The following is a 23,448-nucleotide window of genomic DNA, read 5'->3' as shown; positions in this document are numbered from 1 at the left end:
CGTGCTCCATCACATGTGCGGGGGCGGGGCGAGAGTGAAGTCGCCCGGACCGGTCGGGCGTTGGGTGCGCCAGCCCCGGGCGAGCGCCGCTTCCGCGAAGCGCGGGCAGCCGAAGTAGCCGAAGGCCGCCGGGGCGTTGGGGATGAGCCCGGAGACCAGGACCCGGGCGACGCGCAGCGCGGTCTCGGCGACGTCCTCCGTGGTGAGGTCCGCGGTGACGACCCGGTGGCCCCCGGCGGCGAGCGCCGTGTCCAGCGCACTGCGGCTGCCGGGAGCGATCGCGGCGACCGGGACGACGCCCAGGGCGGGTTCGGTGAAGCGGCGGGCGAGCGGGGTCATCCGGGCGTCCAGCCACACCTGGACATGGGCGCCGAGGTCGCGGACGGCGGCGAACTCGGGCCCGCAGTCATCGAGGTAGCGCCGGTCGGCCCGGTGGTCGAGGTAGAGGCCGCGGGCGAGCATCCCGGCCTCGATCGCCCGGTACACCCACCCGTCGGCGTCCACCGTGCCTTGGGTGAACACCCAGGTGTGCACGGCCTCCAGGACGGCCTTGCGGGCGGCCTCCGCCGGGTCGTACCGGCAGGCGAACCCCGCCGCGTACATACCGCGCCCGGGGTCGTGCACGAGGGCCGCGACGCAGGGGGCGAACTCGGAGGGCATCTCCACGATGTGCACGTCCAGCCCGCAGTCGGCCAGGTCGTCGGTGAGCCCGGGTACGCTCGCCGGGTCGATGCCGCGGGTGGGCCCGTCCAGGTGCCACCACAGCTCCAGCGCGTCGCGCTCGACGACTTCGAGGAGCCCGCGCTCGACGGCGTCGTCGAGGCCCTGCCCGGTGGCGATGCCGGCGTAGTTGAGGTGGTGGGTGCGGGGCAGTGAACGCAGCTCCCCCTGACGCCAGTTGAGGTGGGTGAGCGCGACGGGGGCCCAGCAGGGTTCCCCGTTCTCGACCGCCCGGGTCCACAGTGCCGGTGTGTCGGGGGTGAGTTCGCCGTACGGGAAGCGAGGGCGGCCGTACTGCCACGGTGCGTACGTCGGCAGAGCGCCGGGGCCGTAGAGGCGGGCGCCCTCGGCGGTCAGCTCGGCCGCGGTGGCCCGCCGGGGCTCCTGGGGGTGGCCGGGCGGCGGGAGGCGGTTGCCGCAGTAGCGCTCCACGGCCTCGGCCACCGCGGCGATCCAGGCGCCCCGGGGGTCGCCGAACGTGGTGCCGAGCGAGACCCGGTCGGCGGGCCAGGCGCCGAGGCGGCGGGCGTCGGCGACGTCGGCGGTCATCGCGGTGTAGCGGGGCGGCGCACCGGCGGGGTGTTCGACGGGTGCGACGGCGCGGACGACCCCGCTGACGGGGTCGACGAGGGCTTCGAGGGGCAGGGCGCTGGTCAACGGCATATCTCCGGTACGGGCTCGACGTAGTGGCGCCGGGCGACGACGGGCAGGTGGAGGGCGCTGCCCCGGGGGTTCACGGTGCGGCGGGACGGGGTGAGGCGGGTGGCCGTGACCGGGTCGTCGCCGGTGTGCGGGTTGCGGGCGTGGGCGGGGAAGTGGTGTCCGGCGATCTCGGCCCGCAACCGGGTACCGGCGGGCAGCCTGCGGCCCAGGGTGCCGAGCGGCACGGTGATGTCCGCGGCTTCGCCGGGCGGGGCGGCGCGCCGGACGATGCCGAAGGCGAGCGGATCGGCCCGGCCGGACGGGTCGAGCGCGGTCAGGCGCACGGCCCAGTCGGCCGACGGTGTGTCGGCGGTGGCGTTGATCCGGGCTACGGCGGCCCCCGCCAGGTCGAGGGGGCGGGGCAGCGGCGGCGAGAGCAGCAGACAGCGGTCGGCCGGGCCGCCGTCGACCGGGACGGCGAGGTCGTCGGAGCGCACGGGGCGCTCCGGGTCGGCGTTGAACTCGGCTCCGTGGAGCAGCCGTAGACCGGTGGACGACGCGAAGGGCCAACGGCACTCGGCTTCGGAGGAGGACACCGCCCGGTGGATGCTGTGCCAACGGCCGCTGTCGCCGAGGGCGATGACCCCGTGGCGGGCCGGATCCAGTCGCCCGACGAGCGCGGCGCGGGCCCATCGTACGTACAGGGCGCCGAGGTTGACACGCGCGCGGGCGGGCGCGGACCGGTCGGCGGTGAGGCGGTGCCCCCAGGGGCCGAGCAGCAGACGCGCCGGTCCGCCCCAGCCGCGCCAGAGGGCCACGGTGTCCTCGGCGAAGGGGTCGCGAGTGCCACCGACGGCGAGCAGCGGAAGGCGGGCCGCGGAGCCGAGCGCCACGAGGCGGCCGCGCTCCCGGTCGGCCCAGAGCCGGGGCCAGGAAGGCAGTTCACGCCCGAGACCCGCGGCCAGCCGCTCCCCCAGGCCGGCGACCGGGAGGTGTTCGAGCAGCCGGGGGGCGTCGGCCAGCGCGCGCCCCAGCGCGTCCGGGTCGGAGTCGTGCCGGTCGCCGTGGGCCGCCCACCAGCCGGCCCGGGCCCACAGCCGCTCCGGCCCCCCGTGCTCGCGCGCGGTCTCGGTGAGCCCGAGCGCGGGAACGGCGGCGATGACGGCGTCGGGGACTCCGTCGCAAAGCCCTTTTCGGCAACGGCGTCCCGGGGGCCGTCGGGGCCGTCGAGTGCGGTGACGAGGGCGCAGTACGCCGCGTAGGAGGCGCCGACGGCGACGACCTCTCCGTTGCTCCACGCCTGTGCGCGCACCCAGGCGACCGTGGCCGCTCCGTCCGCCTTCTCGTGGTCCCCGTACGGGTGCCACTCCCCCGGTGAGCCGTGGCGGCCGCGTACGTCCTGGGCGAGGGCGGCGAATCCGTGTGCCGCCCAGCCACGCAGCTCGGCACGGTGGGCATCGCGCCCGTACGGGGTGCGGATCAGGACGGCGGGGCGGGGGCGGCCCCCGTCCGGGAGGCATACGTCGGTGGCGAGCGGGGTGCCGTCCGGCGTGAGGACGGACACGGTACGGGTGTTCACGGGCGGGCCTCGGCGGCGCCGGACCGTGCGCGCGTCCCCGCCGGTGTCGGCGCGGGCAGTGGCGCGACGTCCGGGACGGGGAGGACGGCGTGTTCGGTGAAGGTGAGATCGCGCAGATCAACCCGGCGCAGCCGGCGCCGGGCCGGGACACCGGCCGGCTGCCGACCCGAACCGCCCGCGCGCCCGCCCGTTGCTTCGGCTTCGGCTTCGGCTTCGGTCCAGGCGATCAGATCGGCGGTGAGCAGCGCGGCGATCAGGGCGGCGGATGCCTCGGTGGGGTGCGGTCCGGTGTCGGGGGTGCGGTGCCCGGCCCAGTACGCGGCGAGTTCGCGATGGGCGGGGGTGGCCGCGAGCCTGCGGAGTCGGACATGCCGGGAGGTCACGTCTCCCGGGGCCGCGGCAAGGGGCTCGGTCCAGCTGTGGGAGCCCTCGCGGTGGCAGCGCAGCCAGGCGATACGTCGATCCGGCAGCCGGTCCGCCGCGTCCCAGAGCCCTTCGGGGACGGGCGAGTCCAGGCACCACACCACGGCGACGCGGCCTTCGGTGCGGGGGTCCCGGGTCGTCCGCGCGAGTTCCGCCACCCGGTCCGGGGTGATGCTGTGCACCTCGGCCCCTTCCGCCCCGGCGCAGCGCGCCATGGGCCCGGTGAGCACGGGGTCGCCGACGACATGGACGGTGCGGCCGGCGAGCGGGGCCCGGGGCGGGGTGGACACGGCGTGCCCACCGGCCTCGAACGCCTCGACGAGCCGGGCGAGTCCGGCGGTCTGCGACTCTTCGCCCGGCGTCTCCTTGCCGGGCGTCTCCCCGTCCGGCGTCTCCTCGCCCGCCAGTCGGCGCACCAGGGCTTCCCCGGTGACGTCTCCGGTGTCGATGCGCAGGAACTCTCCTCCGGAGGTCCGGAGCACGGGGGCGGCGCCGGGAACGGTGACGATCCCGGCACCGGGAGCGAGTCGACTGCGGGTCACGGAATCCTCCGGGTCGGAGAGAGGGACGGCGGGACGGGGTGATCGGGCCGAACGGGGCGGGCCCGCCCGGGTTGTCACCGGGCGGGCCCGCCCCGCGCCATGCGGGAGACCTGCCTTCAGCGGCAGGCGTCGCTTACTTCTCGGCCGCGGTGTCGGCCTCGACGGCGTCGTCGAAGGGGTTCTCGACGAGGGCGTTCGAGTGCGTGGCGGAGAGGTGGGCGAGCTGGCCCTGGTCGGCGATCGGGCTGAACACCTTGTTCTGCTCCATGAGTTGAAGCCTCCATTCATATCGGATGGGTGTGGGTCGCGGCGTTGGTGCGAGCCGCAGCACAGACATTAATGAATATGATTTTCATTCCGCAATAGCTGGAGCGGTTCGAGAGGGTGATCTGGGTAACAGACGGGCCAGCCGCCCTCGTCGTCGATCCCCACCCGGCCTTCCACGCCCAGGACTTCGGCCAGCAGATGCCGGGTCACCACCTCGCCCGGGGGCCCGTCGGCGGCGATGCGGCCTTCCCGGAGCGCGACGATCCGATCGGCGAACCGGGCGGCGTGGTTGAGGTCGTGCAGCACCATCACCACCGTCAGCCGGCGCTCCCTGCGCAGCCGTACGACCGTCTGGAGCACCTCCAGCTGGTGCCGTAGATCCAGATAGGTGGTCGGCTCATCGAGGAACAGCACGGGGGCGTCCTGAGCCAGCGCCATGGCCAGCCGGACACGCTGGCGTTCACCTCCGGACAGCGCGTCCACGGGCCGGTCGGCCCAGGCCGTGACACCGACGTCCGCGAGCGCCCGGGACATCACCTCGTCATCGCCCTCCCGCAGCATCCCGAGCGGCCCCCGCGCGGCATAACGCCCCTGACGCACGAGTTGACGTACCGTCAACCCCGGTACGGACGGTGCCGATTGGTGCAGCAGTGCCGCACGCCGGGCGGCGGTGCGGCGGGGCAGCCGTGCCACGTCGTCGCCGCCGAGCAGCACACGCCCGCCACTCGGGGCAAGCAGCCCGGCGGCGAGCTTGAGGAAGGTGCTCTTGCCGCAGCCGTTCAGCCCGATCAGGGCGACCAGTTCACCGGCCCGGATACTCAGGTCCACCCCGCGCAGCACCGGGCGTCCGGGGTAGCCGAACGCCAGTCCCTCCGCCCGGACGACGTCCGGGGCTTTCGGGGTCGCGCTCTCCGTCGCGCTCATCTCCACTGTCCTCTCCCTCGTTCTCTCCCTCATCTCTCGTCCGCCCGTCGGCGTGCCACGACCAGCAGCAGCCCCGCCCCCACACAGGTGGTCAGGGCGCCGACCGGGAGGGTCAGCCGGTCCGCGTCGAGCGCGGTGGCCAGCAGCCGGGACAGCAGTTGGGCCACGGCGTCCGCCCCGCACACCACCGCCGCGCCGAGCAGCGCGGCGCCCGGGAGCGTGACGCGCAGATCGGCGCCGAAGACGGCCAGTGCCAGATGGGGCACCAGCAGCCCGACGAACCCGAGGGCGCCCACCGCCGACACCGCGCCGGCCGTCAGCGCCACCGCGCACACGAGCGCCGCCCCCCTGCCCCGGCCGGTGGCCAGGCCCGCGGCGGCGGCCTGTTCGTCACCGCAGCGCAGCAGGGTCAGCGGCCCGGCGAGCAGCCAGGCCGCCGCACCCCAGAAGGCGGCCCACGGCCAGAGCAGATTCCAGTGCTGCCAGACCCGGCCCTCGGTGGAGCCGATCAACCACTGGACGACGCTGCCGAGTTCACCGGGAGCCACCAGGAGGACGACCGCGGTGAGTCCGGCGAGCACGGCCGACACAAGGACTCCGTAGACGGCGGTCTGTTCCGGGTCGCCCCGGTCCCGCCCGGTGAGCAGCCACAGCAGTCCCGCCCCGGCGAAGCCGCCGACGCAGGCCGCCACGACCACGGCCGCCGGGGACTCCCACCCCGCGAGACCGAGGCCGGTCGCGGTCACCGCACCGAGCACCGCGCCGGGGGTGACACCGGTGACCTCGGGCCCGGCCAGCGGGTTGCGCAGGGCCGACTGGAGCACGAGTCCGGCAACCCCGAGGCAGGCCCCCGCGACCAGAGCCACCAGCACGCGGGGCAAGCGGAGTTGGAGCACGATGTGCTCGGAGGTGGGGTCGCCGCCGGCCCCGAGCAGCACGGCCCGCACGCTGTCGGGGGTGACGCCCCGACCGGCGAAGAGTCCGGCGCAGGCGACGACTGCGACGAGCAGCGCCAGGCCGCCCAGACGGACGCCCGGCGCGCGCAGGGTCCGGCGGACCGGTCCGGGCGCGGTGTCGACGAAGGTCATCGTTCCGCCTTCCGCAGGACGGGAGCGAGGGCGTCCGGCGAAGTCACCGGAGCGGCGAGGGTGGCAGGCCCCCGGTCCCGGGCGGGCCGCCGCCCCCGTTTCAGTAGCACGACCCCGACCGGCACGCCGACGAGGGCGGTCCAGGCGCCGACGGGCGTCTCGACCGGTGCGAGGGCGAGCCGGGCCGGCTGGTCGGCGCAGAGGACGACGATCGCGCCGCACACGGCGGACCGGACGAGCCACCCGGCCGCGCCGCCGTCCGGGTGGAGGCGGCGGGCGAGGTGCGGGGCGAGGAAGCCGACCCAGGCCACCGGCCCGCAGACCGCGACGACGGGGGCGATGAGGACGACGGCGATGCCCAGCGCGGCCACCCGCGCCCTCTCGACCCGTACGCCCAGTGCGCGGGCGTCGTCGTCGCCGAGCCGCAGTACGCCGAGGACCGGAACGCACAGCACCAGTGCCGGGACCGCCACGGCGAGCCAGGGCAGCAGACCGGTGACGTCGTCCCAGGTGCGGGCGGACAGACTGCCCAGCAGATAGCGGTAGATGAGCTGGAGGTCGAGCTGATCCGCCATGACCATGAGCACCAGCAGGGCGGCCTGGAGCGCGGCGGCGACGGCGGCCCCGGTCAGCAGGACCGCCGAGGGGCTCCGCCCGAACCCGGCGGCGACCAGGGTGAGCAGTCCCCCGAGCGCCGCCCCGCCCAGGGCCAGGAACGGCTGGAGCCCGAGGGGCACGGCCAGGGCCAGGACCAGCGGTGCGGCGACGCCCAGGGCCGCTCCGGAGGAGACCCCCAGCATCTCGGGCACGGCCAGCGGGTTGCGCAGGGCCTCCTGGAGGACGAGGCCCGCGGCGCCCAGGCAGGCCCCCGCGATCAGGGCCAGCACCATGCGGGGCAGCCGCAGTTCGGTGACGACGAGCCCCGCGAGCCCGTCGGACCCCAGCGTGGCCGGGAGCCGTGCGGGCGGGACGTACGGCGTGCCGAGACTGAGCGCGCAGACCGCGCTCGCCACGGCCGCCGCGCCCAGACAGAGCAGCGCCACGGGCGGACGCCTCACCGCAGTGCGGCCGTCGCCTCGTCGAGGACGAGGCCCAGGGAGCGGGTACCGCGCCCCTTGGCCCACACCTCGGAGTCGACCTCGATGACCTTGCCGTTCTTCACGGCCGGGATACGGGACCAGAGCGGGTTCTTCGCCAGCTTGTCGGAGAGCTTCCCGTCGGGCGCGCCGAAGGACAGGGTCTCCACGAACAGGACGTCGACGTCCCGGGCGAGGATCTCCTCCAGGCTGTAACTGCCGTCGACGCCCCGGCTCTTCCACGGGTAGTGGGAGATCTTCGGGAACAGTCCGGCCGCCACGTCGGTCTCCGGGGTGGCGACGCCGAAGTTCTCGTCGCTGCCGTAGATGATCAGCGCGGTCTTGTCGCTCTTCTGCTCCTCCGCCTCCGCCAGGCGGGTGCGGAAGGTCTTCTCCGCCTTCTCGCCCTGCGCGGTACGGCCGGTGAGTGCGGCGAGGTCGCGGAGATAGCCGACGCTGTCCTGCCAGGATCCGGGCTGGACGGGCCAGAAGGCCGTGACGCCCTTCAGTGCGGGGGCGAGCTTGCCGTGCGTGTCCTCCAGACCGATGACCAGGTCGGGCTTGTGGGACAGGACCGCCTCGACCTCGGGGCTGAGGAAGCCGCCGGGCACGACCGGGATCCTCGCCGCCTTCTCCTTCCCCAGGAACTTCGGGTGCGCGAGCACCTGGGAGTTGGTGGCGGTGGGGGTCATGCCCAGTTCGACGAGGATGTCGTCGCAGAGGGCGACCAGGCAGACGATCCTCTCCGGCGGCTTCGGCAGGGAGACCGTGACGCCCTTGGCGTCGGTGATCCGGGTAGCGGCCTCGATGGGCCGCACCTCTGTGGTCGTACGGGCTTCGGCACCCGCCGCCGCGGCCGGTTTCCCGGAGTCGGCGTTCTCGGTGCCGCAGCCGGCCAGCAGGCCTCCCAGTACGGCGATCGCGGCCCAGCGGCGGACTCTCAGCGCGGTTCGTGGCATCGACGGGTCCCTCAACGTTCCTGTGCGGTCCCGGGGATGCGGCAGAGCTGACGGCGGAGCCCCGGGAGCGATCCCCGCCACAAGGCGAAACCTTACACATGATTATCATTTCCAATAAAGTGAGTGGGGTTTCCGCCGGGATCCACCGGTCTCCGGAATGCCCGACCACCCCCGCCGCCCTCACCGGCCCCGCCCGCCCCAGGAGTTCGCCATGCCGCACACCTCGCCACCCGATCCCCACGCGCCGCCGCGCCTGCTGGTCTCCGACCATGTCGCGGGGCGCGTCAGCCTCCTCGACCTCCCGGACGGCACGGAGCGGGCGGAACTGAATCACCGGCACCTCTCCGAGCACGCGGGGTTCCTCGCGCTGCCCGACGGGCTCCTCGCCTGTGTCGACGAGCGGGCGGGCGAGTTGCTGGTGCTCGATCCGTACGGCCCGGGCGCCGGGCGGCCGCTCGTCCGGCGGCGGATACCGGTGGCGGTCCCCGCCGAGCATCTGGCGGCGGACCCGGACGGACGGCGCCTCGCGGTGACCACCGGCCTCGGCCGCAACGAGGAGGCGTGGACCGGACTGCTGACGGCCGTCGACCTCGACGCCCCGGACGGCGCCGTCGCCGTACGCGTACGGGGACGGACCGGCGAACCGGGGGTCACGGTCCTCGGCGGGGCGTCCCCGCTCGTCGTGGTACGCCACCGGGAGCCGGGCGAACTGCTGGTCCACCGGCACCGCGAGCTGATGCGGTCGGCCCCCTCCTGTCCGCCGGCGGTTCCGGTGCGGCGGATCGCCCTGCCGGACGACGACGGGCACGGTGACGCCCACGACCCGTTCTCCGGGCGGCTGTTCGCCTCGGCGGGATCGGGCGTGCACCGCGCGCGACGGGAGGGGGACGACCTGACCGCCGAGACCCCCCTGCCCTGGTCCGCCGACGGGCGTTCCGGCGGGCGCGGCTACTACCTGCGGCTCGATCCCGTTCGGCGGATGCTCTGGTCGTGCGTGCGCGGCGGGCCGGGCGACCCCGGCCAGTGGCCGGACTGGTCCAACGACGCATGGTGGCACCACCTGGACAGCGGCGAGACGGGGCGGCTCGGTCTGGGGCCCGGGCTGGTCTTCAGGCTCGCGGTGACCGCCCGGCACATCGCGTTCACCCGCGTCCACCCGGACGGCGACGAGCTGATCCTGCTCACCGCTCCCCCGGCAGCCGGGCCCCGCCCCGAGGTCGGCGCCCGGCTGCCCCTGCCCGCCATGTCCGGCGCACCCCGGCGCGGCGGGACCCCCTGGGACGGCGTGCAGCGGCGCGCGGTCGCGGCCTCTCCCGGTGGGGGCCTGGTCGCGGTCAGCCGGGGCGGCCATGGCGAGGTCCACGTCTTCGACGCGGACAAGGCGGCGCTCATCTCGACCCTGACCGTTCCGACGCCCCTGGACGACGGGGGCCATCTCGCCCTCGTGACGCCGGGGGACGGAGCGCACGCCGACCCGGTCGGCCGCTGAGACCGGCGTGGCGGGCGGCGGCCCGCGGACCTCGCCGTGCCACCGCCCGCCACCCTTCTCCGGATCAGCCCCGCGTCACCAGGAGGACTTGGTCACCCCGGGCAGGAAGCCCGCGTGGGCCTGCTCCCGCATCCGGACCCGGGAGAGGCCGAACTTGCGCACATACCCCCTCGGCCTGCCGTCGACGCCGTCCCGGTTGCGGACCCGGGTGGCGCTGGCGTCGCGCGGCTGGCGGCGCAGCTCCTCCACGGCGGCGAGACGCTCGCGCTCCGGGGTGCCCGGCCGGCGGATGATCTCCTTCAGTTCGGCCCTGCGGGCCGCGTAACGCTCGACGGTCGCCCGTCGGCTGTCGTTCCGCGCGATCTTGCTCTTCTTCGCCATCAGACCTTCTCCCCCCGCGCGCGGATGCGCGCGACCGCGGCTTCGATGCCGATGCTGTCGACGGTCCTGATCGCCCGGGCGCTCAGCGTGAGACGCACATAGCGCCCCTCACCGGGCAGCCAGTACCGCTTGCGCTGGACATTCGGGTCGAACCGGCGGGACGTCCGGTGGTGCGAGTGGGAGATCTTGTTGCCGAATCCCGGCTTCGAGCCGGTCAGTTGGCAGTGGGCGGACATGAAAGTTACCTGCCTCTCCTTCGACGCATCCATTATTGAAAATGGAAACCATTGCCATATAGTAGCGCCCATGGCTCGCAACGAAGTACGCCCGGTCGTCAAGCTCCGCTCCACCGCGGGGACCGGCTACACCTACGTCACCCGTAAGAACCGGCGGAACGATCCCGACCGGATGGTGCTGCGCAAGTACGACCCGGTCGCCCGCCGCCATGTCGACTTCCGCGAGGACCGCTGACGCCCTCCTGGCGTCCCACACCCTCCGCACACCCCTGAATCGCCCCCGAGGACACCGTCATGAAGCCCGGAATCCACCCCTCCTACGGCCCCGTCGTCTTCCGCGACAAGGCCGCCGACTTCGCGTTCCTGACCCGCTCGACCATGACCAGCGATCGCACGGTCACCTGGGAGGACGGCAACACCTACCCGGTGGTCGACGTGGAGATCTCCTCCGCGAGCCACCCCTTCTACACCGGCACCGCCCGCGTCCTGGACACCGCCGGACGCGTCGAGCGCTTCGAGCGCCGCTACGGACGCGGTGAGGCCCGGTGAGCGGGCGTCGCACGAAACTGCCGGTCGTCGTCGTCTGCGGCCTGCACGCCGAGGCGCGCGGGGAGGTCGTGGAAGGGCTGCTGCGGGACGTACCGCACAGCGTCGCGCTCCACCACGACCTGTCGACGGCCACCGGCGGAACGGTCCGGCGCTCCCTGCGGAACGCCGGCGGGGAGCTGGCCTCCGGCGAGGCGCCGCTGGTGAACGAGTGCGCCTGCTGCGCCCTGCGCGAGGACCTCGTACCGGAACTCGAACGGCTGGCGGGCGACGGGAGGACCCGGCTCGCCGTCCTGGAGCTCTGGGACTCCGTCGAGCCGAAGTCGATGGCCGAGGTGATCGCCGCGCACACCGACGCCGCCGAGGTCACCAACGTGTTCACGGCGATCGACCCCACGCTCGTGCTGCCCTGCCTCTCCAACGGCGACGATCTGGCCGAGGCAGGTCTCGCGGCGGCACCGGGCGACCGGCGGACCATCGGCGACACCTGGGCCCGGCAGGTGGAGTACGCCCCCGTCCTGGCGGTGGCGCCGAATCCGGCGGCCGACGACGAGGACCGCGCCCTGATCCGGCAGTTGAACCCGACCGCCCGTCAGGCAGCTTCAGGATCGGATGAGTTGACCCGTCTGGCGTTCGCCGGATTCGACGTGGAGGCGGCGGCGGCCGGCCAGCACCCGGCCTGCGCGCTGCTTCCGCAGGAGGCGGAGGAGGCCGGGGTGGGCACGCTCGTCTGGCGGCGGCACCGTCCCTTCCACCCCGAGCGCCTGCTCGACGCACTGGAGGACCTCAGCTGCGCCGCGGCCCGCAGCCGGGGCCGGTTCTGGCTCGCGGACCGGCCCGACACCCTGCTCTCCTGGGACGCGGCGGGCGGCGCGCTCTGCGTGGAGAACACCGGCCCCTGGCTCGCCTCGCTCCCGGACGCCGCCTGGTCCATGGTGCCGCCCTACCGGCAGGCGGCCGCCGCGCTGGACTGGCACCCCGAGCACGGCGACTGCTGCCAGCACCTGGTCTTCGTCTCCCCCGGCCTCGACCGCGAGGGGCTGACCGGGCTGCTGGACTCCTGCCTCCTCACGGACGAGGAGTACGGGTCGGGCCGGGAAGCGTGGAAGACCCTGCCCGCCGCGTTCGACGCGCTCCTCGACCCGGTGCACTGAGACCGGCCGGCCCGCTCCCGCAGCCACTCGACCCCCCGCCCCCATCCACCGAACGCGCACCCGACCACCGAGCACGAGGACGCCTCATGGCACGTCAGCACGACCCCCGCAAGCCGCTCAAGAACCGGCCGAACCCGCTGGACGCCGCCGGGATCACGTACATCGACTACAAGGACACCGATCTGCTGCGGCGCTTCATCTCCGACCGCGGCAAGATCCGCAGCCGCCGCGTCACCCGGATCAGCGCCCAGCAGCAGCGCCAGATGGCCGCGGCCATCAAGAACGCCCGCGAGATGGCCCTGCTGCCGTACTCCGGAGCCGCGGCCGGCAAGTGACGCGCGAGGCCCCCGCCTCCTGGAATACGTCCCGCGGCGGGGGCCGCGTCCGCGCCTCGGAATGCACCACGGCCGCACCCCGAGCACCATGGACGTATGGGCAGAGACATCCCGGAGGAGGGCGCCCCCGGTCCGAGGACATCGGATCCGGGAACAGCGGGCCGACGGGGCGGCCCCCGAACCAGGGCCTCGCTCTCGCCGCCATGCTGTTCGCCGTGTCGATGACGTTCATCGACCAGACCATCGTCGCGATCGCCGCCCCGGACATCATCCACGAACTCGGGCTCACCTCCTCGCAGATGCAGTGGGTCGTCAACGCCTATCTGCTCACGCTCGCCGCCTTCTTCGCGCTGGGCGGGCGGTTGTCCGACATCTTCGGGCACCGCCGCGTGATGCTGATCGGCACACTCGTCTTCGTCATCGCCTCCGCGCTGTGCGGCGCGGTGCCTTCCGGTGACATCGCGCAGGCCTGGCTGATCGGCTTCCGGGCCGTCCAGGGCTTCGGGGCGGCCCTGATGTTCCCCGCGGCGCTCGCCGTCGTCATCGCCGTGTTCCCGGTGGAGCGGCGCGGGCGGGCGCTGGCGCTCTTCTTCGGAATCTCCGGGGCGCTCACCGCGATCGGACCGCTGCTCGGCGGCTGGCTCACCACGTGGACCTGGCGGGCGATCTTCTGGGTCAACGTCCCCGTCGCCGTCGTCGCGATCGTACTGGCCCTGCTGGCCAGGGTCCCGGAGCGGTCCCGCCGCGAACCGCTGGACCTGCCCGGGGCGGCTCTGGTCGCCGTCGGCATGGCGCTGACGGTGCTGGGCTTGCAGCAGTCGTCGACCTGGGGCTGGGACTCCGTCGCCACCTGGGCCTGTATCGCGGGCGGTCTGGTGGTGCTGGCGGTCTTCTGCCGGTTGGAGCTGCGCGCCCGCTTCCCGCTGATCAAACTGCGGGTCTTCCGCGACCTGGCGTTCAGCGTCGACAACGCCGTGCTGTTCTTCGCCATGATGGCGTTCGTCCCGGTGTTCTTCTTCGCCTCCGTGTACGCGCAGGTCTCGCTGAGCGCGTCGCCGAACCAGGCCGCGCTGTACCTGCTGTACTTCTTCATCGGTTTCGGGCTGGCCTCCCAGTGGGGCGGCCGGATCCTCGACAAGCGCGGAGCCCGTCCCGCGATGAAGCTCGGCACGGCGCTCGGCGCGGTCGGGTTCGCCCTGTGGGCGGGGAAGCTGACGACGCTCTCGATGCACGACCAGTGGCTGTACGCGGCCATGGCGGGCGCGGGGATCGGACTGCTGCTGGCGCCGGCCTCGACGGACGCGGTGAACCGGGCGATCGACGCCAGCTACGGCGAGGTCACCGGCATCACCCAGACCGTACGGAACTTCGCGGCGAGCATCGGACTGGCGGTCTACGGCACGATGCTGACCCATACGACGGTCACCAGGGTGGAGGAGACCCTGCGGGGCAAGGGCGTGCCGGACGGTGAGTCGCACGGGATCGCCGAGTCCATCGCGCAGTCGGTGACCGGCCAGGGGGACTCCCGCGGGCCGTCCGGTTCGGGCCCGGTGGCCGAAGCCGTACGGGACTCGATGCCGGCGATCCGGATGGACTTCGCCGAGGCGAACCAGTGGGTCTTCTACGGGATGGCCATCGCCCTGGGGATCGCGTTCCTGATCTCGCTGCGCCATCCGGGAACCCGGGTGACGGAGGAGGCGCCTTCCGGACGGTGAGCGGGCCGACGGGTTCGTGACCAACCGACCGGGGCGCGTCGCTGTCTGCCGTGGCGGAAACGGCTGGGGCGACCGCAGGCTCCCGGTCGTCGTGGACGGATGGGCGTGTGCGGGGCACGCCGGGCGGGGCCGAGGTCCGGACGCGGCGGGCGGGACGGTGAGGCACTCCGTCAGCCCGGCGTCGGCACGCCCCGGTGGGTCAGAAGGCGAAGACGGCGTTGTCGTTCATGCTGCCCGCCATCTCGCACGCGTTGCCGTACGTGGTGCTGAACTGGACCGGCTTGCCCTGCCACACGCCGTGGGCGGTCACCACGACCGGGTCCCACTGACGGGTGCAGGTCCGGTTCGACGGGCCGGTCGCGAGTGCGGCGAACTTGCCCTGCACCGCCGCCAGTTCCTTGCAGGCCGCGGCCGGGTCGGGGTGGGTCCCCTCGGCGGTGGGGGCACAGGCGAGCGTCACGGCCCGCTCGACGGTGGCGGTCAGCGGGTCCTCGCCGCGAGCGACGGTGAGGACGAGCGCCGAGGGTGCGTAGAGGCTCTCCGCCTTCGCCGGTGCGGCCTGCGCGGTGGCGGTCGCGAATCCGCCGAGCAGAAGCGTGCTCGCGGTGATGGTTGCGAAGATGCCGTGAGGGTTGCGTCGCATGGGTGAAAACTCCTTGCTCGGGTGCCTGATTGCGGTCAGGAGTCTTACGCATGCGGAAAGTAGGCGCACATCGACGGCCAGCTTCCAGCCGCAGACGCGCGTTCGAACCGACCGAATGGTCATTCGGGCAGCTCAGAGGCCTCGCGCGCATCGTCCAGCATATGGACAGATCTCAGCGGTTCAATGCGAAACGACCGCCTGAGCTGCGCATACTCCGGAGCTCGCCGATGCGCCGATTCACCGCTTCGGCCGGAAAGTACCGCCATCCGAGGCCACGAACGACCTCCGGCCCCCTCCGCGCACCCCCTTGGCGAGCCGTCCGGGATCACGCGGAGGACACAATTCCGAATCCCTCTTGACCAGGTTAATTTAGGTTAGGCTAACCTCACGGTCGTGATCGCTCCTGCCCTCGACCGAGAAGACCCGCCGCCACGGCGCTCCGCGCCCGCCGCCGGTGCCACCGCCCTGCCCGCCGACGCGGGCCTCGACGCCCGCGACATGACGATCGCGTACGACCGCACCGACGTCGTGCACGAAGCCGACCTCCGGCTGCCACGCGGTCGTGTCACCGCGCTCATCGGGCCGAACGGCAGTGGGAAGTCCACCCTGTTGCGAGCCGTGGCCCGGCTGCACAAGGCCCGTACCGGCACGGTGACCGTGGCGGGCCAGGCCGAGGACTCCGCGCCCGTCGACGCCCTCGCCCTGTCGCGCTCCGACTTCGCCCGCCGGGTCACCCTGCTCGCGCAGAGCCGCAACGCGCCGGCCGGTCTCAGCGTGCGCGACGTAGTCGGATTCGGCCGGCACCCCTACCGGGGCCGGATCCGGGGAGCGGACCCGGACGGCGCCCGGATGGTCGAGCACGCGCTGACGGTCACGAACCTCATCGAGTTCGCCGACCGCGGGGTCGAGAGCCTCTCCGGCGGGCAGTTGCAACGCGTCTGGTTCGCCTGCTGTCTGGCCCAGGACACCGACGTCCTCCTGCTCGACGAGCCCACCACCTATCTCGACCTGCGCTACCAGGTGGAGATCCTCGACCTCGTCCGCGATCTCGCCGACACCCACGGCGTCACCGTCGGGGTCGTGCTCCACGATCTGGACCAGGCCGCCGCCGTGGCCGACCAGGTCGTCCTCCTCTCGTCCGGGCGGATCGTCGCCGCGGGCACGCCCGCGGAGGTGTACGCCCCCGAGCGGCTCACCGACGCCTACGGCATCCGTATCGACGTCGAACTCGACTCCCCCACCGGCATCCCGCGCACCCGCGCGGTCGGCCGCCACCACCTTCGTACCGAAAGGCCCTGAACATCCTCATGAAGAACCAGCACCTGACGTGGCCCGTCCTCGCCGCCGCGGCCGCCCTCGCCCTCACGGCGTGCGGCACCACCGAGGCGCCCAAGAGGGAGTCCGCGGGGGACAGCGCGGTCACGGTCACCGACTCCCGCGGCAAGAAGATCACCCTCGACGGGCCGGCCAAGCGCGTCGTCGGCACCGAGTGGAACGTCGTCGAGACGCTGGTGACCCTCGGCGTGCAGCCGGTCGGCGTCGCCGACGTCAAGGGCTACACCGCTTACGACACGGCCGCCCCGCTCACCAAGGGAGTCAAGGACATAGGCACCCGGGGCGAGCCCAGCGTCGCCACGGTGGCCGGTCTGAAGCCCGACCTCATCGTCGCCACCACCGACCTGTCCGACTCCGCCATCGCGCAGCTGTCGAAGGCCGCCCCGGTCGCCGTGGTCCGCTCGGCCGACGCGAGCCGGCAGATCGACCAGATGGTCGACACCGTCAACCTCATCGCCCGGGCCACCGGCACCGAGGACAAGGCCAAGTCCGAGATCGACTCCTTCCGCAAGGCGATCGCGGACGGCAGGAAGAAGCTCGCGGACGCCGGGCTCGACGGCGAGAAGGTCGCCTTCGCCGACGGCTGGCAGGAGGGCAACCAGGTCTCGGTGCGCCCGTACGTCAAGGGCTCGCTGCTCTCCGACGTCAACACCGAACTCGGCCTCGTCGACCCGTGGAAGCTGAAGGGCGACAAGGCCTACGGTCTGGCCGCGACCGACGTCGAGGGGCTCACGAAGATCGGCGACGCGCAGTTCGCCTACATCGCCAACGACGCCGACGGCGGAGACCCGTTCGCCGACGGTCTCAAGGACAACGCGGTGTGGAAGTCCCTCCCGTTCGTGAAGAACGACGAGGTTCACCGACTGCCCGACGGTATCTGGATGTTCGGCGGCACCGCGTCGATGCGCGAGTACATCGACGCCCTCGTCGGCGCGCTGACCGCCTGACGATGAGCACCAGCACCACACCCGCCCCGCCCGCCCCCGTGAAGCCGGGGGCGGGCGCGGCCGGTCCTGCCGGGGACGCGTCCCCGGCGGCGTCCGGCCCACCGGCCCGTCGCGGCCGGATGTCCCTCCTCGCGCTCGCGGGGCTCATCGGGCTGGCCGCCCTCGCGCTCACGCACGTGAGCCAGGGCACCGCCGCCGTCGATCTGCACACGCTCTGGCAGCTCGCGACCGGTTCGTCGTCCGACCGGACCGCGCACGAGCAGACGGCCGCCGTGGTCCTGGACTCCCGGCTGCCCCGGCTCGCCGCGGGGCTGCTGGTCGGCTGTGCGCTCGGCGCGGCGGGCGCGGCCCTCCAGTCGGTGTCGCGCAACATGCTGGCGTCCCCCGACACGCTCGCCGTGAACGCGGGTGCCTATCTCGCGGTGGTCACCGTCGCCGCGTTCGGCATCTCGCTGCCCGCACTGCCGGCCGGGGCCACGGCGTTCCTCGGCGGACTCATCGCGGCCGCCGTCGTGCTCGGCCTGTCCCGGGCCGGGGCCGGGCCCATCCGGCTGGTGCTGGCGGGATCCGCGCTCACCCTCGCGCTCTCCGGGCTGAGCGGGATGCTGCTGCTTCTGCGCTCCCAACAGACGACCGGCCTGTTCGCCTGGGGCAACGGCTCGCTCGCCCAGATCGGCATGCAGTCCATCGACCGGCTCGCCCCGCTCGCGCTCGTGGCGTTCGCCGGGCTGATGCTGATGGGCCGACGGCTCGACATCCTCGCCCTCGGCGACGACGGCGCGGCGGTGGTGGGCGTGAACCCCCGGCTGACCCGCTCCATCGCCGTGATCCTCGCGGTGCTGCTGGCGGCGGTTTCGGTGGCGGTCGCGGGGCCGGTCGGCTTCGTCGGCCTGTGCGCGCCCGCGGCGGTCCGGCTGCTCAGCACCTGGGTTCCGGGCCTGGTCCGGCACCGGGCGTTCATCCCCGCGTCGGCGCTCGCGAGCGTGCTCGTGGTGCTCGGCGCGGATGTGCTGCTGCGCGCGGTGTTCGGCGCCCAGGCGGGGGCCGAGGTGCCCACCGGCATCGTCACGACCTGCTTCGGTGCGCTCGTCCTCATCGTTCTGGCCCAGCGGTCCCGGGACATGGGCACGGACAGCGGCTCGACGGCGTTCGCCCGGCTGCGCAGCCGGCGCGCGTTCGCCGTCACCCTGGTGGCGACGACGGCCGGGCTGCTCGGCGCGGTGGTGGTGGCGACGCTCTTCGGCGACGCGACGCTGCTGCTGGGCGATGTGGGCAACTGGCTCGCGGGACGGTCGGGACGGTTCGTCAGTTACGTCCTGGACACCCGGGTCCCCCGGGTCGCCGCCGCTCTGCTGGCCGGTGCGGCCCTGGCGGTCGCGGGAGCCGTCGTCCAGGCGGTCTCGCGCAACCCGCTCGCGGAGCCGGGTGTCCTCGGTGTGGTCAGCGGGGCCGGGGTGGGCGCGGTCGCCGTCCTCACCGTCGTACCGCTGGCGAGCTTCTGGCTGATCGGCGGCTCCGCGCTGGCCGGTGCGGCGGCGGCCGCCGCGCTGGTGTTCGGCCTCGCCGCACGCCGTGGTCTGGAGCAGAACCGGCTGGTGCTCATCGGTATGGGTGTGCACGCCGGCGCGGGCGCGTTCGTGAGTCTGCTGATCGTGCTCACCGACCCGTACAACGAGACGAAGGCGCTGGCCTGGCTGGGCGGTTCGACGTACGGGCGGACGTTCCCCGAGCTGCTTCCGGTGCTGGTGGCGCTGGTCGTCGCCCTGCCCGTCCTGGCGGTGATGCGCCGTGAACTGGACCTGATCGGGCTGGACAACGAGACGCCCGCCCTGCTCGGCGTGCGGCTCGGCGCCACCCGGCTGGGCCTGCTGAGCCTCGCCGTCCTCCTGACGGCGGGGGCCGTGGCGGCGGTCGGGGTGATCGGGTTCGTGGGCCTCGTCGCCCCGCACGCGGCACGCGCCCTGGTCGGCCGCCGGCACACGCGGGTGCTTCCGGTGAGCGCGCTGCTCGGCGCGCTGCTGGTGGTCGTGTCCGACACGGTCGGCCGGACGGTCATCGCCCCGGCGCAGATCCCCGTCGGCCTGCTCACGGCCGTGATCGGCGCCCCGTACTTCATCTGGCTGCTCTGGCGGTCGAGGCGCGAGGGCTGACGGGCCGAAGTGCCGTACCGGCGGGTCCGGGCCCGCCGGTACGGCGTCCCTCTCGTCCTGGCCGCCTCAGGCCGTGAAGCGGTACCGCCCCGAGCCGCCCGCGAAGACCGCGCGGCCGTCGTCCGTCCGAAGGAAGCGCGCGCCGGGGTGGATGAAGCCGAGGAGGCGCCCGGTGGTCAGAGGTGGGCGAGGAGCCCGTCCAGCGGGCGGGGCAGGCGGCCGAGGTCCAGGGCCTCGGCCAGCGCCCGGGCGTAGTGCTCCTTGCGTCCGCCGATGGTGCCCATGAAGCGCCGCAGCTGCGCCTCGACCGGGCGCTCCCGCTGGGCGGGCTGCTTCTGGAAGAGCCGGAAGGTACGCAGGTCGCCCTGGTCGCCGATGACCTGCTGGACGCCGTCGGTGCCGAGCGCCCGGATCAGCTCGTCCTCCAGGTCGGCGTCACAGGTGAAGAAGCCCAGCGTCTCCAGGTCGTCGGGGGCGAGAGCGGTGCCGAAGCCGGTGCGCTCCAGGCCCTGGAGAAAGAAGCGCTGCTCCGCCGCGTCGCACAGCCCGGCGGGCCGGACGTCGAGTCCGTCGGGTCCCAGGAGTCGCAGGAAACGGGTGATGCTGGTGGCACCCCCGAGCGGTACGACCACGACGCCCTCGGCGGTGAGGGTGCGGCCCTGGCGTTCGGCGAGCGCCTCGACCGCCGCCCGGTCGCTGACGCCCTCGACGAGCACCACCGTGCGCAGCCCCAGACCGGCCGCCAGCTCGCGGGCGGCCCCGGCCTCGGCGGACGGCGGGGTTTCGCTGCCATCCGCGGCCCAGGAGATGACCGTCTGCCTCAAGCGTGTCGCCGTGTCCACCCGGCCAGTCTCGCACCGTGGTCGGCCGGCGCGACAAGGGATTTCGCGTTTGTCGACGAGCCCCTGGTGCACACGGGCGGCGTTGCGTCACCGGGGCGCGGGAGGCCTGCGGGCCAGGTACAGGCCGACGCCCAGGGCGAGGGCGAGCACACAGCCGGAGAAGGTCAGTCCGGCGTTCCGGAGTCCTACGCCGAGGGTGAGGGCGCCGACGCCGACGACGGGCAGGGAGATGCCCAGATAGGCGATGACGAAGAACGCGGACACGGTCGCGGCCCGGTGTTCGGGCGGAGCCGCCGCGCTGATCGCCGCCACCGCGCCCCGGAAGGCCAGCCCCTGGCCCAGGCCACCGCACAGGGCCCCGGCGACCAGCAGAGGCAGCGAGGTGAACAGCAGCGAGGCGCCGACCAGGACCAGCCCCGCGACGAGGACGAAGCAGCCGCCCGGCAGGGCGCGGCGCTCCCCGACCCGCCCCATGAGCGCCTGCCCGGCCGTCGAGGCGAGGAAGACGGAGAAGACGACGAGACCGGTCAGGGCCAGGTTGTGCACGTCGAGCGTCTCGGCGACGAACGCGGGGGCGACCGCCGTGAAGAGGCCGAGCAGGGAGAACCCGGCGAAGGCGGCCAGCGCCGACGTGGTGAACACGCCGCGCATGGTGGGCGGCACGGCCAGGCCCTGGGGCCGCAACCGCAGCCCTCGTACACGGGCGGAGGCGACCGTCTCGGGGAGGAACCAGGTCAGCACGGCGGCCACGGCGATCAGGGCCAGATGCGTGACGAAGGGGAGCCGCAGGGGCCAGGGGGCGTACTCGGCGAGCAGCCCCGACAGGAGCGGCCCGCACCCCAGGCCGCCCATGTTCGCGGCGGTCGCGGCCAGCCCCGCCCGCGCCGCACGCCCCGGCGGGGCCAGTTCCATCACCGTGACCGTCGCGGCGCCGCTGAGCAGTCCGGCGGCGAACCCGGAGAGGAGCCGGCCGGCGAACAGGGCGGGGAGCCCGCCCTCGAAGAGGAAGCAGAGCGCGCTGGCCGCCGAGAAGCCCAGGGCGGCCAGGAGGACCGGTCGCCGCCCCGCCACGTCGGACACGTTCCCGGCGAGCAGCAGGGTGGCGATCACGCCGAGGGCGTAGACGGCGAAGACGACGGTCACCATCAGCTCGGAGAAGCCGAGTTGTTCCCGGTAGAGGCCGTAGAGCGGGGTGGGCAGCGTGGTGCCCGCCATACCGATGGCGAAGACGGCCGCGGCGACCGGGTAGCCGAGGCGCTTCCCGTTACGTGGCGTGGGGCTCATGAACCGGCGGGCGGGGCCGCGGGGGTGATGTGGCTCAGGACGCACCGCCAGTGCCCGTCGCGCCGTACGAAGACGTCCGTGGTCCATTCGTCGGCGTCGAAGCGCTGACCGCCGTAGTGCGCGGTGTTGGTGATCCGGGCGGTGACGAGGGCGGTGTCCCCGTGGACCCGGACCCTCGGCGGGGTGATGGCCTCCATCGCCGAGTGGGTCAGGTCGCCGGACCGGACGTGGCCGAGGAACGCCTCCCTTTCCGTGATGCCCGACTCGGCGACGATGACCCACTCGTCGGCCATGAAGCCGGCGATCCGTGCCGCGTCGTTCGCGACGATCGCGGCGGCCCAGTCGTCGACGATCGCGGTGAGCCGGGCGTGCTCGGCGTCGGACGCCTCCCGGCCCGGGGGCGGCCCGGGGGCCTGTTCCTCTCCGCTCTCTGCCATGCTGCGAGCGTAGCCCCGGGCCGCGTGCGTCGCGCGTCATGGCCGGGGGCGGGATCCGACGGGTCCCGCCCCCTGGGTTCAGCGGTGGCGCGGGGTCAGCGCGCTCCGCCCTGGCGGCGTTCGAATCCGGCGAACGCGGCTTCCTGCCGCCACTCGGTGGCCGCCTTCGCGTTGTCCGCGAGGTGGCGGGCGCAGGCCGGTGCGGGTGGGGCGACGCCCGGCTGCGATCCGGCGCAGGCACGGACCGGGCGGTAGCCGGTGCGTGCGGAGCCGGCGGCCCAGAGGCTGTCGCCGTCGAGGAAGGCGTGCTCCAGCGAGGCGCGCGCCAGGTCCTTCAGCTCGGTGTAGCTCAGGCCGTAGGTGGCGCGGGCGTACTGGTACTCGTGGCTGATGTCGATGCGCGAGACGCCGGGGTCGTCGGTGGCGAGGACCACCGGGACGCCGTAGCGGCGGTAGGCGTTGAACGGGTGGTCGTCGCCCGCCACGCCCAGGATCTGCTTGTTGCTGCTGAACGGCACCTCGACGGCGACACCGCGCCGGGCCATGGTCCGGGCGAGCTGCTGCCAGTCGTCCTCGTGGACCAGGTCGACGCCGTGGCCGATGCGTTCGGCTCCGGCGACGTGGACGGCCTCGCGGATGTGGAACGTCAGGTCCTCGGGCTTGACCAGGCCGGGGGTCAGCTCACCGGCGTGCAGGGTGAGGCGGGCGTCCGGGTACTGGGTGCGCAGGTACTGGAGCATCCGCATCTGGAGGCGGTAGTTGCGCAGGGCGCTCTCCCCGTCCTCCGGCTGGACGAGGTTGACGGCGACGAACCTCGGGTCGCGCTCCGCGAGGCGCATGCCGACAGCCATCTGCGTGAACACGCGCTCGTTCGAACTGCCGCGGGAGACCTGGGAGATCCACCGGACGGGCAGACGGCAGCCGGGGTCGGGGCGGTCGGTGTCGCAGTGCGCCGTCTCCCGGAACTGGGCGTCGGCGGCATCGGCCTCCCGTACGGCCTCGGCGACGACCCTGTCGAGCTTTCCGCCGGCGACCAGCTTCCGGTGGAAGGCGGCGAGGTCCGCGTCGTAGCCCACGGACTCAGCCAGCTTCTTCGCTGCGTCCGAGGAGGGGGTGACCAGGGTCTCCAGATAGAACTGGTTCTGCTGCACCACGGTGTTGGCGACGTTGGCGAGCATCTTCCCGCGGTCGCGCGTCGCCTCGCCGAACTTGCCGAAGGTGTCGAAGAAGTGGTCGTGGCCGGACTGGTCGGCGGGGAAGTCCTGCATGGACCAGGCGCGGACGATCCGCTGCCGGAACGCGGCGTCCGTGCGCGCGTCGGCAGCCGGCCGGGTGCCCGGTCCGCAGGGCGGGCGCACGGCGGTGTCGGTGGCGTCGACGCACAAGCCCCTCTCGCCCGCGAGCTGGATCAGATACTCGGTGGTGACGGCGCCCGAGAGGTGGTTGTGGAGGTCGCCGCCCTTGGGCAGCGCGGCGAAGAACGCCTTGAGCCGGGCCGGGTCGTCGCGCAGCGCGTCCAGGCGGGCCGCGGTCCTGCGCTCGGCCGGGGTGGTGAAGCGGAACTCGGCCGGGGCGCCGGGGTCCTGGGCCGAAGCGGCGGTGGCCGGGAGCGCGGGCAGGATCGTGAGTAGCGCGAGTGCGGCGATCCCGGCCGGGGCCAGGGAGTGGGGACGGCAGGCCGTCCGAATCGATGAGATCACCGCCGCATGATCGCGTCGGGCACGGCGCCCGCCA

At 73.7% G+C, this 23,448-nt stretch carries 22 protein-coding genes and 2 pseudogenes; 9 read left to right on the top strand and 15 right to left on the bottom strand.

All coding sequences use genetic code 11. The annotated features are described in order from the left end of the window. Positions 1-9: 9 nt before the first annotated feature. From CCZ36_RS32570 to CCZ36_RS32540, 8 genes and pseudogenes are all read right to left on the bottom strand, one after another. Positions 10-1,377, bottom strand: coding sequence for a YcaO-like family protein (locus tag CCZ36_RS32570; protein WP_128819839.1), 1,368 nt, complete (start codon positions 1,375-1,377; stop codon positions 10-12). Next, a pseudogene (locus tag CCZ36_RS32565) lies at positions 1,374-2,941 on the bottom strand (CocE/NonD family hydrolase). The gene CCZ36_RS32570 and the pseudogene CCZ36_RS32565 overlap by 4 nt, the downstream one beginning before the upstream one ends. Further along, positions 2,938-3,906, bottom strand: coding sequence for a hypothetical protein (locus tag CCZ36_RS32560; protein WP_128819188.1), 969 nt, complete (start codon positions 3,904-3,906; stop codon positions 2,938-2,940). The pseudogene CCZ36_RS32565 and the gene CCZ36_RS32560 overlap by 4 nt, the downstream one beginning before the upstream one ends. Before the next feature lie 133 nt (positions 3,907-4,039). Continuing rightward, positions 4,040-4,174 (bottom strand): streptamidine family RiPP, encoded by a 135-nt coding sequence (gene amiA / locus CCZ36_RS36270; RefSeq protein ID WP_006129278.1) that lies wholly within the window; start codon positions 4,172-4,174, stop codon positions 4,040-4,042. A gap of 68 nt (positions 4,175-4,242) precedes the next feature. Beyond that, positions 4,243-5,097 carry an ABC transporter ATP-binding protein gene (locus tag CCZ36_RS32555; RefSeq protein ID WP_128819187.1) on the bottom strand — a complete coding sequence of 285 codons (855 nt, stop codon included), beginning with the start codon at positions 5,095-5,097 and terminating at the stop codon, positions 4,243-4,245. A gap of 29 nt (positions 5,098-5,126) precedes the next feature. Further along, positions 5,127-6,185, bottom strand: a complete 1,059-nt coding sequence (locus CCZ36_RS32550; protein ID WP_069739362.1) for a FecCD family ABC transporter permease — start codon at positions 6,183-6,185, stop codon at positions 5,127-5,129. Beyond that, a complete protein-coding gene (locus tag CCZ36_RS32545; RefSeq protein WP_069739361.1) occupies positions 6,182-7,243 on the bottom strand; it encodes a FecCD family ABC transporter permease in 1,062 nt (353 codons plus the stop codon). The genes CCZ36_RS32550 and CCZ36_RS32545 overlap by 4 nt, the downstream gene beginning before the upstream one ends. Then, positions 7,240-8,220, bottom strand: a complete 981-nt coding sequence (locus tag CCZ36_RS32540) for an ABC transporter substrate-binding protein (RefSeq protein WP_069739360.1) — start codon at positions 8,218-8,220, stop codon at positions 7,240-7,242. The genes CCZ36_RS32545 and CCZ36_RS32540 overlap by 4 nt, the downstream gene beginning before the upstream one ends. A gap of 211 nt (positions 8,221-8,431) precedes the next feature. Between CCZ36_RS32540 and CCZ36_RS32535 the strand changes: the two genes are divergently transcribed. Then, positions 8,432-9,709, top strand: a complete 1,278-nt coding sequence (locus tag CCZ36_RS32535; RefSeq protein ID WP_128819186.1) for a hypothetical protein — start codon at positions 8,432-8,434, stop codon at positions 9,707-9,709. Between the two features lie 75 nt (positions 9,710-9,784). On the opposite strand, the gene rpsN is transcribed toward CCZ36_RS32535, so the two are convergent. After that, positions 9,785-10,090: a 30S ribosomal protein S14 gene (gene rpsN / locus CCZ36_RS32530; RefSeq protein ID WP_006129272.1), complete on the bottom strand. Its 306-nt coding sequence runs from the start codon at positions 10,088-10,090 to the stop codon at positions 9,785-9,787. Then, positions 10,090-10,326: a 50S ribosomal protein L28 gene (rpmB, locus tag CCZ36_RS32525; RefSeq protein WP_032765457.1), complete on the bottom strand. Its 237-nt coding sequence runs from the start codon at positions 10,324-10,326 to the stop codon at positions 10,090-10,092. Before rpmB ends, rpsN begins: the two co-directional genes overlap by 1 nt. A gap of 70 nt (positions 10,327-10,396) precedes the next feature. Between rpmB and rpmG the strand changes: the two genes are divergently transcribed. The 5 genes and pseudogenes from rpmG to CCZ36_RS32500 all read left to right on the top strand — a co-directional run bounded on the left by rpmG (position 10,397) and on the right by CCZ36_RS32500 (position 14,076). Further along, positions 10,397-10,561 carry a 50S ribosomal protein L33 gene (gene rpmG, locus CCZ36_RS32520; RefSeq protein ID WP_069739358.1) on the top strand — a complete coding sequence of 55 codons (165 nt, stop codon included), beginning with the start codon at positions 10,397-10,399 and terminating at the stop codon, positions 10,559-10,561. Between the two features lie 59 nt (positions 10,562-10,620). Next, positions 10,621-10,875 carry a type B 50S ribosomal protein L31 gene (locus CCZ36_RS32515; protein WP_006129269.1) on the top strand — a complete coding sequence of 85 codons (255 nt, stop codon included), beginning with the start codon at positions 10,621-10,623 and terminating at the stop codon, positions 10,873-10,875. Next, on the top strand, positions 10,872-12,026 hold the full coding sequence (locus tag CCZ36_RS32510) for a CobW family GTP-binding protein (protein ID WP_069739357.1): 1,155 nt from the start codon (positions 10,872-10,874) through the stop codon (positions 12,024-12,026). The genes CCZ36_RS32515 and CCZ36_RS32510 overlap by 4 nt, the downstream gene beginning before the upstream one ends. Before the next feature lie 86 nt (positions 12,027-12,112). After that, positions 12,113-12,361, top strand: coding sequence for a 30S ribosomal protein S18 (gene rpsR / locus CCZ36_RS32505; protein ID WP_069739356.1), 249 nt, complete (start codon positions 12,113-12,115; stop codon positions 12,359-12,361). 96 nt (positions 12,362-12,457) lie between these two features. Further along, a pseudogene (locus tag CCZ36_RS32500) lies at positions 12,458-14,076 on the top strand (MFS transporter). A 199-nt stretch (positions 14,077-14,275) separates the two neighbouring features. Here the strand turns inward: CCZ36_RS32500 and CCZ36_RS32495 are convergent. Further along, positions 14,276-14,719: a subtilase-type protease inhibitor gene (locus tag CCZ36_RS32495; protein ID WP_069739354.1), complete on the bottom strand. Its 444-nt coding sequence runs from the start codon at positions 14,717-14,719 to the stop codon at positions 14,276-14,278. Between the two features lie 393 nt (positions 14,720-15,112). Between CCZ36_RS32495 and CCZ36_RS32490 the strand changes: the two genes are divergently transcribed. The 3 genes from CCZ36_RS32490 to CCZ36_RS32480 are packed head-to-tail and all read left to right on the top strand — an operon-like array spanning position 15,113 to position 19,151. Continuing rightward, entirely contained in the window at positions 15,113-16,018 is a 906-nt protein-coding gene (locus CCZ36_RS32490) for an ABC transporter ATP-binding protein (protein ID WP_199887485.1), read from the top strand. An 8-nt stretch (positions 16,019-16,026) separates the two neighbouring features. Continuing rightward, on the top strand, positions 16,027-17,001 hold the full coding sequence (locus tag CCZ36_RS32485; RefSeq protein WP_069739353.1) for an ABC transporter substrate-binding protein: 975 nt from the start codon (positions 16,027-16,029) through the stop codon (positions 16,999-17,001). A 2-nt stretch (positions 17,002-17,003) separates the two neighbouring features. Then, positions 17,004-19,151: an iron ABC transporter permease gene (locus tag CCZ36_RS32480; protein ID WP_128819184.1), complete on the top strand. Its 2,148-nt coding sequence runs from the start codon at positions 17,004-17,006 to the stop codon at positions 19,149-19,151. A 176-nt stretch (positions 19,152-19,327) separates the two neighbouring features. Here CCZ36_RS32480 and CCZ36_RS32475 read toward each other — a convergent pair whose 3' ends face one another. The 4 genes from CCZ36_RS32475 to CCZ36_RS32460 all read right to left on the bottom strand — a co-directional run bounded on the left by CCZ36_RS32475 (position 19,328) and on the right by CCZ36_RS32460 (position 23,414). After that, entirely contained in the window at positions 19,328-19,993 is a 666-nt protein-coding gene (locus CCZ36_RS32475) for an ATP-dependent endonuclease (RefSeq protein WP_069739351.1), read from the bottom strand. 87 nt (positions 19,994-20,080) lie between these two features. Beyond that, on the bottom strand, positions 20,081-21,277 hold the full coding sequence (locus tag CCZ36_RS32470) for an MFS transporter (protein WP_069744046.1): 1,197 nt from the start codon (positions 21,275-21,277) through the stop codon (positions 20,081-20,083). Further along, a complete protein-coding gene (locus CCZ36_RS32465; RefSeq protein WP_069739349.1) occupies positions 21,274-21,714 on the bottom strand; it encodes a nuclear transport factor 2 family protein in 441 nt (146 codons plus the stop codon). The genes CCZ36_RS32470 and CCZ36_RS32465 overlap by 4 nt, the downstream gene beginning before the upstream one ends. Positions 21,715-21,809: 95 nt before the next feature. Further along, positions 21,810-23,414, bottom strand: a complete 1,605-nt coding sequence (locus tag CCZ36_RS32460) for an adenosine deaminase family protein (protein WP_128819183.1) — start codon at positions 23,412-23,414, stop codon at positions 21,810-21,812. Positions 23,415-23,448: the final 34 nt, after the last annotated feature.

This window comes from Streptomyces sp. S063, from assembly GCF_002832675.1.
GTDB classification, from domain to species: domain Bacteria; phylum Actinomycetota; class Actinomycetes; order Streptomycetales; family Streptomycetaceae; genus Streptomyces; species Streptomyces sindenensis.
Note: the sequence above shows the minus strand (reverse complement) of the source record. Positions and strands in the feature narration are given on the sequence as shown.

Coding starts and splice junctions, on each gene's coding strand:
- rpmB (WP_032765457.1), bottom strand. CDS start 10,326: ATGTCCGCCCACTGCCAACTGACCGGCTCGAAGCCGGGATTCGGCAAC.
- CCZ36_RS32485 (WP_069739353.1), top strand. CDS start 16,027: ATGAAGAACCAGCACCTGACGTGGCCCGTCCTCGCCGCCGCGGCCGCC.
- CCZ36_RS32555 (WP_128819187.1), bottom strand. CDS start 5,097: ATGAGCGCGACGGAGAGCGCGACCCCGAAAGCCCCGGACGTCGTCCGG.
- CCZ36_RS32515 (WP_006129269.1), top strand. CDS start 10,621: ATGAAGCCCGGAATCCACCCCTCCTACGGCCCCGTCGTCTTCCGCGAC.
- CCZ36_RS32480 (WP_128819184.1), top strand. CDS start 17,004: ATGAGCACCAGCACCACACCCGCCCCGCCCGCCCCCGTGAAGCCGGGG.
- CCZ36_RS32540 (WP_069739360.1), bottom strand. CDS start 8,220: ATGCCACGAACCGCGCTGAGAGTCCGCCGCTGGGCCGCGATCGCCGTA.
- CCZ36_RS32550 (WP_069739362.1), bottom strand. CDS start 6,185: ATGACCTTCGTCGACACCGCGCCCGGACCGGTCCGCCGGACCCTGCGC.
- CCZ36_RS32535 (WP_128819186.1), top strand. CDS start 8,432: ATGCCGCACACCTCGCCACCCGATCCCCACGCGCCGCCGCGCCTGCTG.
- rpsR (WP_069739356.1), top strand. CDS start 12,113: ATGGCACGTCAGCACGACCCCCGCAAGCCGCTCAAGAACCGGCCGAAC.
- rpsN (WP_006129272.1), bottom strand. CDS start 10,090: ATGGCGAAGAAGAGCAAGATCGCGCGGAACGACAGCCGACGGGCGACC.
- rpmG (WP_069739358.1), top strand. CDS start 10,397: ATGGCTCGCAACGAAGTACGCCCGGTCGTCAAGCTCCGCTCCACCGCG.
- amiA (WP_006129278.1), bottom strand. CDS start 4,174: ATGGAGCAGAACAAGGTGTTCAGCCCGATCGCCGACCAGGGCCAGCTC.
- CCZ36_RS32465 (WP_069739349.1), bottom strand. CDS start 21,714: ATGGCAGAGAGCGGAGAGGAACAGGCCCCCGGGCCGCCCCCGGGCCGG.
- CCZ36_RS32470 (WP_069744046.1), bottom strand. CDS start 21,277: ATGAGCCCCACGCCACGTAACGGGAAGCGCCTCGGCTACCCGGTCGCC.
- CCZ36_RS32495 (WP_069739354.1), bottom strand. CDS start 14,719: ATGCGACGCAACCCTCACGGCATCTTCGCAACCATCACCGCGAGCACG.